The organism is Stenotrophomonas sp. YJH_SMC_33 (assembly GCF_059372295.1).
Genome location: NZ_JCAFVJ010000005.1, coordinates 45,475 through 59,515, shown reverse-complemented (window position 1 = coordinate 59,515; position 14,041 = coordinate 45,475). Strand labels below are relative to the sequence as shown.

Genomic DNA, 14,041 nt, shown 5'->3' with positions numbered 1-14,041 from the left:
ACAGGGGAAGTGCCGACCAACGGTCGGCACCCACCACGTCAGTACGCCGCTACCTCAGGCCTCGTAGGCAGACTCGCCGTGCGAAGTCACATCCAGGCCGGTGCGTTCGGCCTCTTCGGTCACGCGCAGGCCGACCACGACCTTGACCACCAGCAGGATGGCCGCGGTCACCACCGCCGACCACAGCACGGTCAGGCCGACGCTGACCACCTGCACCCACACCTGGTGGCCGATATCCAGATCGGCCTTGGTGCCGCCCAGCGACTGCGCGCTGAACATGCCGGTGAGGATCGCGCCGACGATGCCGCCGACACCATGCACACCGAACACGTCGGCGGTGTCGTCCACCTTCAGCAGGCGCTTGAGGCCAGTCACGCCCCACACGCAGATCACGCCGGCGACGAAGCCGATCACGATCGCGCCAAGCGGGCCGACCGTGCCACAGGCCGGGGTGATGCCGACCAGGCCGGCCACCGCACCCGAGGCTGCACCCAGCGCCGACGGCTTGCCCTTGCCGATCGCTTCCACCAGGGTCCAGCCGAGCACGGCGGCGGCGGTGGCCAGCACGGTATTGAGGAAGGCCAGCGAGGCCACCGTATCGGCCGCAGCGGCGGAACCGGCGTTGAAGCCGAACCAGCCTACCCACAGCAGCATGGCGCCGATGTAGGTAAACGGTACGTTGTGCGGCTTCAGCGCGGTCTGGCCGTAGCCCAGGCGCTTGCCGACGAACCACGCGCCGACCAGGCCGGCCACGCCCGCATTGATGTGGACCACGGTGCCACCGGCGAAGTCGATCGCGCCCAGTTCACCCAGGTAGCCGCCGCCCCAGACGATGTGCGCCATCGGGATGTAGCTGAGGGTGAACCACAGTGCCGAGAACAGCAGTACCGCACGGAACTTGATGCGCTCGGCGAAGGCACCGACGATCAGCGCGGTGGTGATGCCGGCGAAGGTCGACTGGAAGGCGACGAACAGGTAATCCGGCAGGCCCTTGATCGGCGTATTGCCCACCGACTCCGGAGTGAGGCCCTTGAGGAAGGCGAATTCGGTGAACGAGCCGAAGAACGGATTGCCGGCGCTGAACACCGCACTGTAGCCATAGGCCACCCACAGCAGCAGCACCAGCGAGAACACCACCAGGATCTGGCTGAGCACCGACAGCACGTTCTTCGAACGCACCAGGCCGCCATAGAACAGGGCCAGGCCTGGAACCACCATCAACAGCACCAGCAAGGTGGAGGTGAGCATCCAGGCGACGTCGCCACGATCATAGGCAGCGGCCGCTTCGGCCACGGCCGGCGCGGCGGCGGTGGCGGTGGCGGCCGGATCGTGCAGCGGCTCGACCGCCACGGTTTCGCTCGGCAGCGGCGACACCTGTGCCTGGGCGTGGGCGCTGCCCGGCCAGGCACCAGCGGCCAGCGCGCTGAGCAGCATCAACAGGCACACCAGATGGAACCGGGCTTGCCACCCGGTGAGAAGGCGCATCTTCATGGGGGAGTCTCCGGAAGGGGGCTTACAGCGCGTCGGCGCCGATTTCGCCGGTGCGGATGCGGATGACCTGCTCGACAGCGGTCACGAAGATCTTGCCGTCACCGATCTTGCCGGTGCCGGCAGACGACTGGATCGCTTCGATCACCGCGTCGGCACGTTCGTCGGTGACGACGGTTTCGATCTTGATCTTGGGCAGGAAGTCGACAACGTACTCGGCACCGCGATACAGCTCGGTGTGGCCCTTCTGGCGACCGAAACCTTTCACTTCGGTCACGGTGATGCCCGACACGCCTGCATCGGACAGGGCCTCGCGGACCTCGTCGAGCTTGAACGGTCGGATGATGGCGGAGATCAGTTTCATGCGCATGTCCCGAGGGTGGATGGGGCCAGCGCGCCAGCGCGCGTTGGCATCAGGCAACCACGGGTCATCAGGATGATGACCGTGGCTGTTGCACCGGACACGTACAGGGCCGGGACGGCCGTGCCTCTCTCCTTGCACGACCGACGCGGGAGGGAGGGCGGCCCTGGTCGCGTATCCGGTCTCTCTCTTGCCCCTGGATAAGCGGGCCAATGGCTCGCGTTCCAATGCAGCGGACTGACAGTCCGCTCTACAACGGCGGGCCTGCGCCCGCCCTGCGGCTCCCCAGCCGCGAGAACGGAAGCGATGGCGGCGGGTGGGAGGGGGAACCCACCGCCATCGCGCCCGGTCAGCTCGCGTAGTACAGCTGGTATTCCAGCGGGTGGGTGGCCGCGCGGAACTTGGTCACTTCCTGCATCTTCAGCGCGATGTAGCCGTCGATGAAGTCATCGCTCATCACGCCGCCGGCCTTCAGGAACTCGCGGTCCTTGTCCAGCGCTTCCAGCGCCTGGTCCAGCGAGGAGCAGACCTGCGGGATCAGCTTCTCTTCCTCCGGCGGCAGGTCGTACAGGTCCTTGTCGCTCGGTGCACCCGGGTCGATCTGGTTCTTGATGCCGTCCAGGCCGGCCATCATCAGCGCGGTGAAGGTCAGGTAGCCGGACTGGATCGGGTCGGGGAAGCGCATTTCGATGCGGCGCGCCTTCGGGTTGGAGACCCACGGAATGCGGCACGAGGCCGAACGGTTGCGGGCCGAGTAGGCCAGCATCACCGGCGCTTCGAAGCCCGGCACCAGGCGCTTGTAGCTGTTGGTGCCCGAGTTGGCGAAGGCATTGATGGCCTTGGCGTGCTTGAAGATGCCGCCGATGTACCACAGCGCCAGCTGGCTCAGGCCACCGTAGCCGTCACCGGAGAACAGGTTGGTGCCGCCCTTGGACAGCGACTGGTGCACATGCATGCCGCTGCCGTTGTCACCGACGATCGGCTTGGGCATGAAGGTGACAGTCTTGCCGTTGCGATGCGCGACGTTCTTGATGACGTACTTCATGCGCAGCAGCTCGTCGGCCTTCTGCACCAGGGTGCTGAACTTGGTGCCGATCTCGCACTGGCCGGCGGTGGCCACTTCGTGGTGCTGTACTTCCACTTCGATGCCGACCTGTTCCAGGGTCTTGCACATCTCGGCGCGCAGGTCGTGCAGGGTGTCGGTCGGCGGAACCGGGAAGTAGCCGCCCTTCACGCCGGGACGGTAGCCGCTGTTGGCGCCGTCATACTTGGCGCCGCTGTTCCATGCCGCTTCTTCCGAGTCGACCTTGAAGAAGGTGTTGCCCATTTCGTTGGCGAAACGGACCGAGTCGAAGATGAAGAATTCCGGCTCCGGGCCGAAGAACGCGGTTTCGGCGATGCCGGAGGACTTCAGGTAGGCCTCGGCACGCTTGGCGATGCCGCGCGGGCAGCGGCCATAGGCCTGCATGGTGGCCGGATCGAGGATGTCACAGCTGATCACCAGGGTCGGATCGGCGTAGAACGGATCGACGTAGGCGCTGGACGGGTCCGGCAGCAGCACCATGTCCGATTCGTTGATGCCCTTCCAGCCGGCGATCGAGCTGCCGTCGAACATCTTGCCTTCTTCGAACAGCGACGGCTCGACGATGCTGACCGGGAAGGTGACGTGCTGCTCGACGCCACGCATGTCCACGAAACGCAGATCGACGAATTCGATCTGGTTGTCCTTGATCAGCTTCTCAACGTTTTCCACGGACATCGGTACGACCTCGGATGGGGATGAATGCCTGCTGAGGTACAGCAATGACCGTGCCAACTTTTTGCGACCCGCAAGTCGTTGATTTCCCTAAGCCCGCCCCGCACCGGTGCGGAACAGCGCGCACCAAACGGGTGCAGTCGGCAGCAGGCGCACCCGTTTGGTGCAGCAGGGATCGTCTATCCTCTCGACCTTCTTCCTTCCTGCCGCGCGTGCCCGCACCGTCCATGTCCGACCTGCTCTCTGCCCTGCTGCTGGGCATCCTCGAAGGCTTGACCGAATTCCTGCCGATCTCCAGCACCGGCCATCTGCTCATTGCCCAGCACTGGCTGGGTGCCCGCTCGGACTTCTTCAACATCGTCATCCAGGCCGGCGCGATCGTCGCGGTGGTGCTGGTGTTCCGCCAGCGCCTGCTGCAGCTGGCCACCGGCTTCAACCAGCGTGAGAACCGGGAGTATGTATTCAAGCTGGGGGCGGCCTTCCTGGTCACCGCCGTGGTCGGCCTGGTGGTACGCAAAGCCGGCTGGTCGCTGCCGGAGACGGTCAGTCCTGTGGCCTGGGCGCTGATCATCGGCGGTGTCTGGATGCTGCTGGTGGAGGCCTACACCGCGCGCCTGCCTGACCGCGACCAGGTGACCTGGACCGTGGCGATCGGCGTCGGCCTGGCGCAGGTGGTGGCAGGCGTATTCCCCGGTACCTCGCGCTCAGCCTCGGCGATCTTCCTGGCCATGCTGCTGGGCCTGAGCCGCCGCGCGGCGGCGGCCGAATTCGTGTTCCTGGTCGGCATTCCCACCATGTTCGCCGCCAGTGCCTACACCTTCCTGGAACTGGCCAGGGACGGGCAGCTGGGCAGCGAGAACTGGACCGAGGTGGGCGTGGCCTTCCTTGCCGCGGCCGTCACCGGCTTCGTCGTAGTGAAGTGGCTGATGGGCTACATCAAGTCGCACAGGTTCACGGCCTTCGCCCTCTACCGCATCGCGCTGGGCGCGGCGCTGCTGCTGTGGTTGCCCTCCGGCAGCTGAACAGCACCGGGGCACGGTAACCCCAATGCCAGCCCCACCCCGTTTCCCCCACGGTTCCCCAAGGAGAATCACCATGAACCGCAAGCTCACCCTGCTCCTCCCGCTGGCCCTGATGGCCGCGTGCAGCCAGACCCCGGCCCCGGCCGGCACCGGCGGCGATGACGTGGCCCCGGCCGCGGCCAAGGCAGCGGACCAGCAGACGCTGGCGCATCTGGACGCGCAGCGCCTGCAGAGCCAGCACTGGCTGCTGCAGCAGGCCACCGGCGCCGACGGCAAGCGCATCGACGCGCTGTTCGCCCGCCAGGACAAGCCGGTCACCCTCGACTTCGCTGACGGCCGCCTGTCGGTCAGCAACACCTGCAACCGCATGGGCGGTGGTTATACCTTCGACGCTGGCAAGCTGGCCGTCAGCGCGATGGCCTCGACCATGATGGCCTGCACCGACAAGGCGCTGATGGCGCTGGACGAGGCCGTGTCGAGCCGCCTGCAGGGCGAACTGAAGGCCGAGCAGGATGCCGATGGCAAGCTGACCCTGACCAACGCCAAGGGCGACACGCTGGTCTTCAACCCGGAACCGACCGCTGAAACCCGTTACGGCGGCGCCGGCGAAACCGTGTTCCTGGAAGTGGCCGCGAAGACCGAGAAGTGCTCGCACCCGCTGATCCCGGACTACCAGTGCCTGCAGGTGCGTGAAGTGAAGTTCGACGACAAGGGCCTGAAGCAGGGCGAGCCGGGCAAGTTCGAGAACTTCTACGGCACCATCGAGGGCTACACCCACGAAGACGGCGTGCGCAACGTGGTGCGCGTGAAGCGCTACGAGGTGAAGAACCCGCCGGCCGATGCGCCGTCGCAGGCGTACGTGCTGGACATGGTGGTCGAGTCGGCCGTCGAGAAGTGATGTGGAGCCGACTGTTAGTCGGCTGGCACTTGAAGGGCGGCCGCGAGGCCGCCCTTCTTCGTTGTGCGTTGTAGAGCCGAGCCCATGCTCGGCTGCTGTCTATCGGGAAAAGCAGCCGAGCATGGCTCGACGCTACCGAAAGCAACGCCGGCCCACGGCCGGCGCTACCGGGGTTGCGGTTACAGCGCCGGGTTCAACGTGTAGGTGCCGTGCAGTGCGGCTTCGGCCAGCACGTGGCCGTGCATGGCGCGGTACGCGTCGGCGGCGCTGAAACGCTGCGGCAGGTCCAGCGACGCCACGTCCAGCGCGAATACCCGGAAGAAATAGCGGTGCATGCGCTCGTCGTTGAACGGCGGATACGGGCCGTCATAGCCCAGGTAGTCACCGGCCATGTCCGGGTTGCCCGCAAACCAGCCGGTGAAGTCGTTCAGGCCCTGATGGCTGCCCGCCGGGCCGGCCGGGGTGGTCTTGCCCTTCACCACGAAGCCGTCGCTGCAGCTGCCAGCGGCGATCTCCTGCACCGTGGCCGGGATATCGGCCATCACCCAGTGCACGAAATCGCAGCGCGGCTGGTCGCGCGGCACGCTCATGTCGCTGCGGCCAACCGTCTCCGGCACGGTCGGTACGTCCGGGTCCACGCATACCAGCAGGAACGAACGGGTGCCGGCCGGCGCCCCGCTCCAGGCCAGGTGCGGGTTGCGGTCGGGCGCAAAACCATTGGCATCGCCGGCGGCGAACTCACGATCAATCGGTGCGCCATTGGTCAGGCTGTTACTGGTCAGCTGCATCAGGATCTCCTCACTCTTCCGGGTAACCCAGGCGCACCGCAACCGGGGTGAGCTGGGCGAAGGCGGCGCTCATCACGTCGCGGTAGTTGCGCCAGTGGCCGGGCGGGAAGCGCGGCGCGCCCAACTGCGCCGCCGGCGGCATCGGCCGCTCGAACAGGCGGCCCAGCAGTTCGGCCATCGCCTGCGGATCGTTGCCGACCTGGTCGATGCGGAGCAGCACGTGGGGGTACAGGTCGTCCTCATGCAGCGTGGCAATCTGGTTCAGCGCGCGGGTCAGCCATTCACTGGCTTCGGCCAGCGAGGTCATCGCCAGCGGCGCGGCGGCACCGTAGGCCACCCAGTCCAGCAGCATGTCGCGCGGATCACGCAGCACCAGCACCAGTCGCCCCTGCGGCAGCTGCGGGCGCAACGCCCACAGCAGGGCGTTGTCCCACCACAGCAGCCAGTCGATGACGGTATCGCTCTGCAGGCCACGCGCCGGCAGCTGTTCGCGCCAACGCTGCACCAGCCGCTCCGGCGTCAGTGCGCCCGAAGCGAGATCCTGCAGCGTGTTGTAGTTCTGGAACGCATCGTCGGGCGGGTTGCTGGTGTAGCGGTCGCTGCGCAGCACCGGGCTGGCGGCCGCCAGGCCGGTCGCCACGCGCTCCACGCCCGAGCCCGGCGCGCCCCAGAGGAAGATCGGCGCGGAACTGGTGTTGCCGTCAATCTCACCCTTCTCCGGCCAGCTTGGCGGAGACTTGGCCTGCGGTGGCAGCGGCAGGCGTTGCGGGGCCTGGTCGGCCTGCAGCGACAGCCAGGTACGCAGGGCCTCCTGCGGCTGGCCGGCACGGTCCTGGATCTCGCCCATCCAGGTGCGCAGATCGGCGCGATGCGCTTCCGGCGCCTGCTCGACCAGCGCCTGCACGCGGGCCACCGCAGCAGGCGGATCACGCTGCAGCAACCCTTCAACCAGGCGGGTTTCGCCACTGACACGCCCCGGTTCAATGCTGACGATACGCTCGGCAATGGCTTCGGCCTGCTCGTGCTCGCCCACCATGTCGTGCAGGCGCAGGCGTGCTTCCAGCGCCGGCAGGTGGCCCGGCATGGCGTCCATCCAGCGTTCAACGGTCGCCGCGGCAGCGGGGCTGCCAACTTCTTCCACGGCCAGGCGCGCCAGCCACAGATCATGCAGCTGCGGGTGCTGCTCCAGGGCAGCGTCGAGGCGTGCACGCGCCTCGTCTTCGCGGCCAAGGCGCTGCCAGGACATCAGCAGCAGCTGCAGCAGCTGGCGGTCATCGGGGATCGCTTCCAGCAAGGGCAGCAGATGGTCCAGCGCCTGCAGCGGCTGGCCGTTGCGCAACGCCAGCTCACCGGCCAGGCGCCGCATCGCCGGCACGTCCAGCTCCGGCTGCCGCAGGGCCACCTCCATGGCTTCGGCCGCCGCCGGCACGTTGCCCTGGCGCAGCGCCAGCTGCACCACCAGGCCATGCAGCGAGCTGATGGCCGGGTTCAGTTCCAGCACGCGGCGGAACGCCTGCTCGGCGAATGCCAGCATGTCCTTGCCAAGGTAGGCAAAGCCCAGCGCATAGAGCACGCGGGTGTCATTCGGCTGGGCCTTGTTGGCTGCCGACAGCAGCACCAGCGCACGGTCCGGGTCATCGCGGCGCAGCGCGATCATGCCGTCGATGGTCAGCAGCTCGGGGTGGTCCGGCTCCACGCGCGAGGCCAGGGTGGACAGGCGTTGTGCCTCGTCGAAGTCATTGCGGCCAACCGCCAGGTGCGCCTGCATCAGGTAGGCGGAGAAGGAGTTCGGGTCGAGCCCGGTGGTGCGCGCCAGTGCCTCGTCCGCGCCCTGGTACTGGCGCAGGGCCAGCAGCAGGCCAGCATGCTGCAGGTGCAGCTGGGCATCATCGGGGGCCAGCTGCAATGCCTGCTGCAGGGCCTCCATGGCATCTTCGGCCTTGCCCTGCTGCTGCAGCGCAAGCGCCAGCCAGCGGTGGGCCCCGGCCTGGCCGGGTTCGTCACGGGTCCACGCCTGGGCCAGCTGCACGGCCTGGTCGGCCTGGTTCTGGCGCAACGCTTGGATGATCTGGTCTTGCATGGCGGTCCGGTTCGAGTGCAAACCCGCATTGTAGCGGTCCACGCGCCGGTGCCGGTTCAGCCCGCCAGCACCCGCTGCAGGCGCTGCGCCACCCACCGTTCGGAGAAGCCGTCGCCCCGCCAGTTTTCCAGGAAACCGCAGTGGCCTCCCCAGCAGGCGGTCTCCAGGCGCGCGTGGCGCGGCAGCTGCCAGTCGCTGAAGGTCGCATAGGGAATCACCGGGTCGTCCTGCGCCATCAGGATGTCGGCCGGCACCTGCAGGGCCGACAGGCGGTCACCGGCAATCGAGTAGCCATCGAAATAGGCCTGCAGCGAGCCAAAGCTGGTATGCCGTTCAACCAACCAGGCGGTCAGCGCACGTATATCCAGCTTCAACACGCGGTCGTCGCAGTCGCTCAGCTCGGGGAACAGATCGCGCTTGCGGCGCAGCGAGCCGGCCCATTTGCGTCGGAAGTACCAATCGTACATTGCCGGACCATTCTCGATGCTCTCCATGGTCAGCCCCGGGTCCAGCACCGGGCACACCGAGGCCACGCGCAGCAGCGGCACGCCGGCGGCCGGCGCGCGCAGGGCCAGGCGCAGCACGAAATTGCCGCCCAGTGAGTAGCCGGCCGCCACCAGCGGCAGCTGCGGCCAGCGCTGGGCGATGTCTCCTGCGGCATGCACCACTTCATCGATCAGGTTGGAGTGGAAGATGCCGGGGTTCAGGTGATGGGTGTTGCCGTGGTCGCGGAAGTTCAGGCGCACGACATCGAAACCCTGTTCGATCATGCGCGCGGCCGCCATGCGCATGTAGCTGGATTCGGCACTGCCCTCCCAGCCATGCAGCAGCAGGGCCATGCCCTTGGGTTCGCGGCCTTCGACATGGCTGTGCCAGCCCTGCAGGCGCACGCCATCGCCGCCGTCGAGGATCAGCTCTTCGCTGACCGCGCCGGTGGCCGCCAGCAGCAGCAGGCCGCGCTGCAGGCGCATGCGGCTGGAGCTGAGCATCGACTGCAGGTGCGGGTTGCGCAGCCAGCGCGGCGGCTGGTAGTCAGCCGCATGCAACGTCGGCGTACCGGCGTCCAGGACAGGTGGCGGAACCAGGGCCACCGTGCCCTCAACCGGTGCTCATGGCCGCCACGATGCGCGCGCGCGAGGTCTCCGCGATGCGCCGACGGCCTTCCAGGTCCTGTGCACCGATCGGTGCCAGGAAGTGCACTTCCGCACGCCGCGCCGGCTCACCGAGCAGGCGCAGGAAATTGGCGAAGAAGCTCTCGCCGGGGCCGAATGCCACGATGGTCTGTGCGTCACCCTTGAGCCCATAGACCAGCGCCACCGGCTGCACCGGAACGCCGGTTTCAACCGCGGCCTGGAAGATGCGGGCATGGAACGGCCCCACTTCGTGGCCACCGCGGGTGCGCCCTTCCGGGAACACGCCCACTGCCTTGCCGCCACGCAGGCGATCGGCCATCACCTGCATCACCCCGCCCAGCGACTCGGTGTTGCCACGCTGGTGGAAGATGGTCTGCCCGCGCGCAGCGAGCCAGCCGACCAGGGGCCAGCTGGCGATTTCGCGCTTGGCGACGAAGCCCATCATGCGCTGGCTGTGCAGGATGCAGATGTCCACCCAGCTGACATGGTTGGCCACGAACAGCACGGCACCGGGCAGCGGCGCGCCCATCTGCACCAGGCGGAAGCCGAAGATCCACATCAGGCCCCCCTGCCACCAGTTCACCACCTTCGCCCCGAGGGTATCCTCGCCCACGCGCAGCTCGCCCCACGGCGGAAGCATGCCGATCAGGATCAGCGGCAGGAACACGGTGATGTGGACCAACAGCAGCGGTACGCGGTACAGGTAACGGCACACACGCGCCACGCCGCCACGGGGGGCCGGAGTGGGGGAAGTCATCCGCGCACGATACCGGAGCGTCGCAGCAGCTGCCAGCCGATTTAGGCCATAACCGCCATTGACCGGGGCAATCGGTGGGGAACGCTGGGTTCTGCCGTCGTCAACACGCCCGACCGGGGGCTCAACCGTGGCCGGCCGCCACCACCGCCAGGGTCAGCCGCGAAATGCATACCAGGCGACCCTGCTCGTCCTCGATGCGGATCTCCCACAGCTGGGTGCTGCGGCCCACATGCAGTGCGCGGGCGGTGCCGGTGACAATCCCCGAGCGCACCGCCCGCACGTGGTTGGCATTGATCTCCAGGCCCACGCAGACCTGCTTTGCGGTATCCACGCACAGGTTGCCGGCGCTGCTGCCCAGCGTCTCGGCCAGCACCACCGAGGCCCCGCCGTGCAGGATGCCGTAGGGCTGGCGGGTGCGCTGGTCCACCGGCATGGTGGCCTGCAGCCAGTCTTCGCCCGCTGCGCTGAAGACGATGCCCAGGGATTCGATCGCCGTGTTGCGGCTGAGCGCATTGAGCTGCTCGAGGGAAACGGCTTCGCGGAACACCTGGGTCATGCGGTCACCTTCAGAGAATGGGAACGAGGCCGGCACCGAATGCGGTCAGCATGCGCACCAGCAGCCACTTCGGGCCGACGTTGACTTCGGGGAAGTCGCCGACGGCAACGTAGCAGCGATGGAACTCCGGGTCCTGCCGTGGCAGCGGCTGCGGGCAGTCCGGGCCGGGCTTGAACTCGTAGTCGGTGGCATAGCGCCATGGCCAGAAGTCGAGGATCGGCAGCGCTTCGGAGGCTTTGCCGACGCTGTAGTTCAGCCCCGACAGCACCGGCGGCTTGGCCCGCGGCGCCACCGTCCAGGAGTTCTGCGGATGGGTATCGCGCAGGATGCTCTCGGCCAGCTGCTCGGCAAACACCGGATCATCGATGATCACCGCGCCTTCGGTGTTGTAGTTCTCGCTGCGCGGATCGAAGTTGTGGGTGCCGACCACGCCGATGCGGCGGTCGACCACCAGCGACTTGGCGTGCAGGCCCATGCGCGCGCCCTTGCGGGTGACCGGCAATGGCTTGTTGACCGCCTTGCTGCCCAGGAACGAGGGCCGCGTTTCGGTGCGCAGCAGGCGCGTTTCCACCTCGCTGCCGGCCGCGCGGCGGCGTTCGTGCGCGTTCTGGTAGGCACTGCCGGTACGCGGATGATTCACCACTGCCTGCCTGCGCGTTGTTGCCCGGTTCCCCTCGCTGCCCCCCCCGGCATTGCTGCCGGCGGCGCTGCCGCCGATCAGCGGGTTGCGGCCGCCGTCGTCGTCTGCCCCGGGGGCGGCGATCGGGTCGGGCAGCAGGTTGCGGTAATCAACCGGCGCATCCAGCGGGAACGGCTTGTATTCGAAGATGTTGAAGCCCAGTTCGCGCATGTTGCGCCGCTTGTACTTGTACGACAGCGCATACACGATGGGATTGTCGGTGGCCGCCAGGCTGTTGCTCGACACCACCACGCGCGGTGGCTGCGGGCGCTTGCGCAGCTCGCGGAACAGCTTCTGCGCCGGCTTGGACAGTACGAGGTACGGCGTCTGCAGGATCACTTCCTTCTGCGCACCGGCAATGAGCGCATCCAGCTGGGGCTCGGTCACGTGCTGGCCGGCCAGCGGGGCATCGGCCTTCTCGCGCCGGTGCTTGCGCGGCAGGTCGGCGACATAGCGCACCGAGGCCACCGGCAGCGCGGTATCCACGAAGGAACGGGTGACGAAGTCCATGTCATTGGCTTCGGCACTGACCCGCTGCACCCGTTCCGGGCGGCGGAACGTGGCGGGGGGCAGCGCCGGCACGCCCTCGCGCAGCAGGGTGCGGCCGACATCATTCAGGCGCTCGGCCGGCACGCTGCGCTGGGCACGCCAGAAGGCATCGAAGTTGGCCGCCATCGCACGCGCCTCGGGGCCGGCAATCAGCACGTCGCGGTCGCGGAAGTTGTACTCGCGGTCCCAGTCGTAGTAGTCGTCCTGGTAGTTGCGGCCTCCGACCACGCCGATTGCGTCGTCGATCACCAGCAGCTTGTTGTGCATGCGCTGGTTGAAGCGCCGGAAGCAGCACAGCACGCTGCCGGCATAGTCGAAGTAATTCAGCCGGGCCTTGCCGAACGTCGGGTTGTAGACCCGCAGCTGGAAGTTCTGGTGGGCGCCGGACAGCGCGCCGAGGATCTGCAGGTCGGAGATCGCCGAGAGCTGGTCGATCAGCACCCGCACCTTCACCCCGCGCCGCGATGCAGCCAGCAGTTCGTCGATGACCAGCCGGGCGCTGTCGTCCTTGTCGAAGATGTAGGTCTGCAGGTCGATGCTGCGGGTGGCGCTGCGCAACAGGTTCAGCCGCGCCACCAGGGCGCCTTCTCCCTCGTCCAGCAGGGTGGCGTAGTGGCGCGGCTGCTCCGGGGTGGATTCGGTGAACGCCCGGCCGGCCAGCGCCCGCAGCGGCGAGTCCTGTGCGCAGCGGTCGGCGCGCTGGCAGTCGACCTGGGTCGAGCGCGCCTGCACGGCGATCGCTTCGGCGCGGTCGCGCTCGGTATTGGACAGCGATGCACAACCGCTGCCCAGCAACACGGTTGCCAGCGCCAGTACACGCAGCAGGAGGTTCACGGTTTCGGCGCCTCGCTCAGGCGCGCTCGCAATACGAAGGTCACACGATCACTCAAGGCAAGCTGCCAGCTGTCCATTCCATACCGGCCTCGCTGCACGGTACCGCGGCTGACGACGTCGCAATCATAGCCGGGTCGGGCGCACTCCGCCTTCTCCACCCTCAGCTTCTCGGGATGGCTGACCCCGCGCAGGGTCAGCCGGCCGTTGATGTCACCCCCCTCTTCCACGGTCTCCGGCCAGTACGGCAGCGAGTCGAACTCGACCACCGGGTGGCGGCCCGCGTCGAAGAATTCCTCGCCGCGCATCCAGCCGGTATAGCGCGCCTTGCCGGGGATCTCGACCGAGCGCGTGAACATCTTGAGGTGCACCTGGTGGCGGCCATCGGAGAGGATCTCGATGCGGCCCTCGAAGTGCGGGAACACACCTTCGATGCGCTGGCCGAAGCGGGTGCGCACCTCGAAACCGATCTGCGAGCGTTGGGTGTCCAGGCGCAGGACCCGATGCGCTTCGGCGACCACCGGCGGCAGGGGCGTTGGCGTTGGCGGAGGAGGCGCGGCAGGCCAGGCCGCGCCGGAAGCCAGCAGCACGGGCAGCAGAAAGCGGCTGCGCCGCGCCAGGCTCATTGGATCACGGCCACCAGAACGCGTTCAGGCTGGCCACGCCCGGCTCGATCGAAGCCTCGCGCGGGAAGCCGAGCACGGCAATGCCGGCCGGCGGCATGCCGCGGTAGTCGCTGCTGGTGCCGTCGGTCATCAGGGCCACCAGCTGCTCCAGGCCCGGGTTGTGGCCCACGATCAGCACCCGGTCCAGGTCGCGACGCTCGTCCACCAGCGCCGCCAGGGTGCCCGGGGTGGCTTCGTAGATCCGGTCTTCCAGGCGCTTCTCTACATAGCCGATGGCCGTCATCACCGCTTCCAGGGTCTCACGGGTACGTCGCGCCGGCGAGCACAGCACGCAGTCCGGCAGCAGGTTGTTCTCCTTCAGCCACTTGCCGGCGGCTTCGGCTTCGGCCAGCCCCACCGGCGACAACGGCCGGTCGAGGTCGGCCTGGCCGGGGGTCGCCGGCTCGGCATGGGCATGGCGCAGCAGGATCAATTCACGCATCGCGGGTTTCCATGAAGAAGAGGATGCAGCAGGAAG

Annotated in this window: 13 protein-coding genes; 2 read left to right on the top strand and 11 right to left on the bottom strand. The window is 67.7% G+C overall.

What is annotated here, in order from left to right; all coding sequences use genetic code 11:
• Positions 1–54: 54 nt before the first annotated feature.
• The 3 genes from amt to glnA form a co-directional block, all read right to left on the bottom strand.
• Positions 55–1,491, bottom strand: coding sequence for an ammonium transporter (amt, locus tag AC5P9W_RS10050; protein WP_495219150.1), 1,437 nt, complete (start codon positions 1,489–1,491; stop codon positions 55–57).
• Positions 1,492–1,513: 22 nt separating this feature from the next.
• The gene (locus AC5P9W_RS10045; RefSeq protein WP_004134334.1) at positions 1,514–1,852 is read right to left on the bottom strand and encodes a P-II family nitrogen regulator; all 339 of its coding nucleotides are present in this window, start codon (positions 1,850–1,852) and stop codon (positions 1,514–1,516) included.
• 346 nt (positions 1,853–2,198) lie between these two features.
• Positions 2,199–3,608: a type I glutamate--ammonia ligase gene (gene glnA, locus AC5P9W_RS10040; RefSeq protein WP_019661939.1), complete on the bottom strand. Its 1,410-nt coding sequence runs from the start codon at positions 3,606–3,608 to the stop codon at positions 2,199–2,201.
• Between the two features lie 224 nt (positions 3,609–3,832).
• On the opposite strand from glnA, the gene AC5P9W_RS10035 reads away from it, so the two are divergent.
• Positions 3,833–4,627: an undecaprenyl-diphosphate phosphatase gene (locus AC5P9W_RS10035; RefSeq protein ID WP_111097740.1), complete on the top strand. Its 795-nt coding sequence runs from the start codon at positions 3,833–3,835 to the stop codon at positions 4,625–4,627.
• 73 nt (positions 4,628–4,700) lie between these two features.
• Entirely contained in the window at positions 4,701–5,525 is an 825-nt protein-coding gene (locus tag AC5P9W_RS10030) for an META and DUF4377 domain-containing protein (protein WP_134729776.1), read from the top strand.
• A 179-nt stretch (positions 5,526–5,704) separates the two neighbouring features.
• Here the strand turns inward: AC5P9W_RS10030 and AC5P9W_RS10025 are convergent, their stop codons facing one another.
• The 8 genes from AC5P9W_RS10025 to AC5P9W_RS09990 form a co-directional block, all read right to left on the bottom strand.
• A complete protein-coding gene (locus AC5P9W_RS10025) occupies positions 5,705–6,313 on the bottom strand; it encodes a YbhB/YbcL family Raf kinase inhibitor-like protein (protein ID WP_111097738.1) in 609 nt (202 codons plus the stop codon).
• Positions 6,314–6,323: 10 nt separating this feature from the next.
• Positions 6,324–8,393: a tetratricopeptide repeat protein gene (locus AC5P9W_RS10020; protein WP_206621524.1), complete on the bottom strand. Its 2,070-nt coding sequence runs from the start codon at positions 8,391–8,393 to the stop codon at positions 6,324–6,326.
• 56 nt (positions 8,394–8,449) lie between these two features.
• Positions 8,450–9,439 carry a YheT family hydrolase gene (locus AC5P9W_RS10015; protein ID WP_026347255.1) on the bottom strand — a complete coding sequence of 330 codons (990 nt, stop codon included), beginning with the start codon at positions 9,437–9,439 and terminating at the stop codon, positions 8,450–8,452.
• A gap of 52 nt (positions 9,440–9,491) precedes the next feature.
• Complete coding sequence (locus AC5P9W_RS10010; RefSeq protein WP_019661944.1) at positions 9,492–10,283, bottom strand: lysophospholipid acyltransferase family protein; 792 nt, start codon at positions 10,281–10,283, stop codon at positions 9,492–9,494.
• A 121-nt stretch (positions 10,284–10,404) separates the two neighbouring features.
• Positions 10,405–10,839: a hotdog fold thioesterase gene (locus AC5P9W_RS10005; protein WP_021204081.1), complete on the bottom strand. Its 435-nt coding sequence runs from the start codon at positions 10,837–10,839 to the stop codon at positions 10,405–10,407.
• A 10-nt stretch (positions 10,840–10,849) separates the two neighbouring features.
• Complete coding sequence (locus AC5P9W_RS10000) at positions 10,850–12,901, bottom strand: phospholipase D family protein (protein WP_495219148.1); 2,052 nt, start codon at positions 12,899–12,901, stop codon at positions 10,850–10,852.
• On the bottom strand, positions 12,898–13,524 hold the full coding sequence (locus tag AC5P9W_RS09995) for a YceI family protein (protein WP_019661947.1): 627 nt from the start codon (positions 13,522–13,524) through the stop codon (positions 12,898–12,900). The genes AC5P9W_RS10000 and AC5P9W_RS09995 overlap by 4 nt, the downstream gene beginning before the upstream one ends.
• A 4-nt stretch (positions 13,525–13,528) precedes the next feature.
• Entirely contained in the window at positions 13,529–14,005 is a 477-nt protein-coding gene (locus AC5P9W_RS09990; RefSeq protein WP_019661948.1) for a SixA phosphatase family protein, read from the bottom strand.
• Positions 14,006–14,041: the final 36 nt, after the last annotated feature.

Excerpts from the sequence above, each read along its gene's own strand:
- AC5P9W_RS10010 (WP_019661944.1), bottom strand. The coding sequence starts at position 10,283 with ATGACTTCCCCCACTCCGGCCCCCCGTGGCGGCGTGGCGCGTGTGTGC.
- amt (WP_495219150.1), bottom strand. The coding sequence starts at position 1,491 with ATGAAGATGCGCCTTCTCACCGGGTGGCAAGCCCGGTTCCATCTGGTG.
- AC5P9W_RS10035 (WP_111097740.1), top strand. The coding sequence starts at position 3,833 with ATGTCCGACCTGCTCTCTGCCCTGCTGCTGGGCATCCTCGAAGGCTTG.
- AC5P9W_RS10005 (WP_021204081.1), bottom strand. The coding sequence starts at position 10,839 with ATGACCCAGGTGTTCCGCGAAGCCGTTTCCCTCGAGCAGCTCAATGCG.
- AC5P9W_RS10025 (WP_111097738.1), bottom strand. The coding sequence starts at position 6,313 with ATGCAGCTGACCAGTAACAGCCTGACCAATGGCGCACCGATTGATCGT.
- AC5P9W_RS10045 (WP_004134334.1), bottom strand. The coding sequence starts at position 1,852 with ATGAAACTGATCTCCGCCATCATCCGACCGTTCAAGCTCGACGAGGTC.
- AC5P9W_RS09990 (WP_019661948.1), bottom strand. The coding sequence starts at position 14,005 with ATGCGTGAATTGATCCTGCTGCGCCATGCCCATGCCGAGCCGGCGACC.
- AC5P9W_RS10020 (WP_206621524.1), bottom strand. The coding sequence starts at position 8,393 with ATGCAAGACCAGATCATCCAAGCGTTGCGCCAGAACCAGGCCGACCAG.
- glnA (WP_019661939.1), bottom strand. The coding sequence starts at position 3,608 with ATGTCCGTGGAAAACGTTGAGAAGCTGATCAAGGACAACCAGATCGAA.
- AC5P9W_RS09995 (WP_019661947.1), bottom strand. The coding sequence starts at position 13,524 with ATGAGCCTGGCGCGGCGCAGCCGCTTTCTGCTGCCCGTGCTGCTGGCT.
- AC5P9W_RS10030 (WP_134729776.1), top strand. The coding sequence starts at position 4,701 with ATGAACCGCAAGCTCACCCTGCTCCTCCCGCTGGCCCTGATGGCCGCG.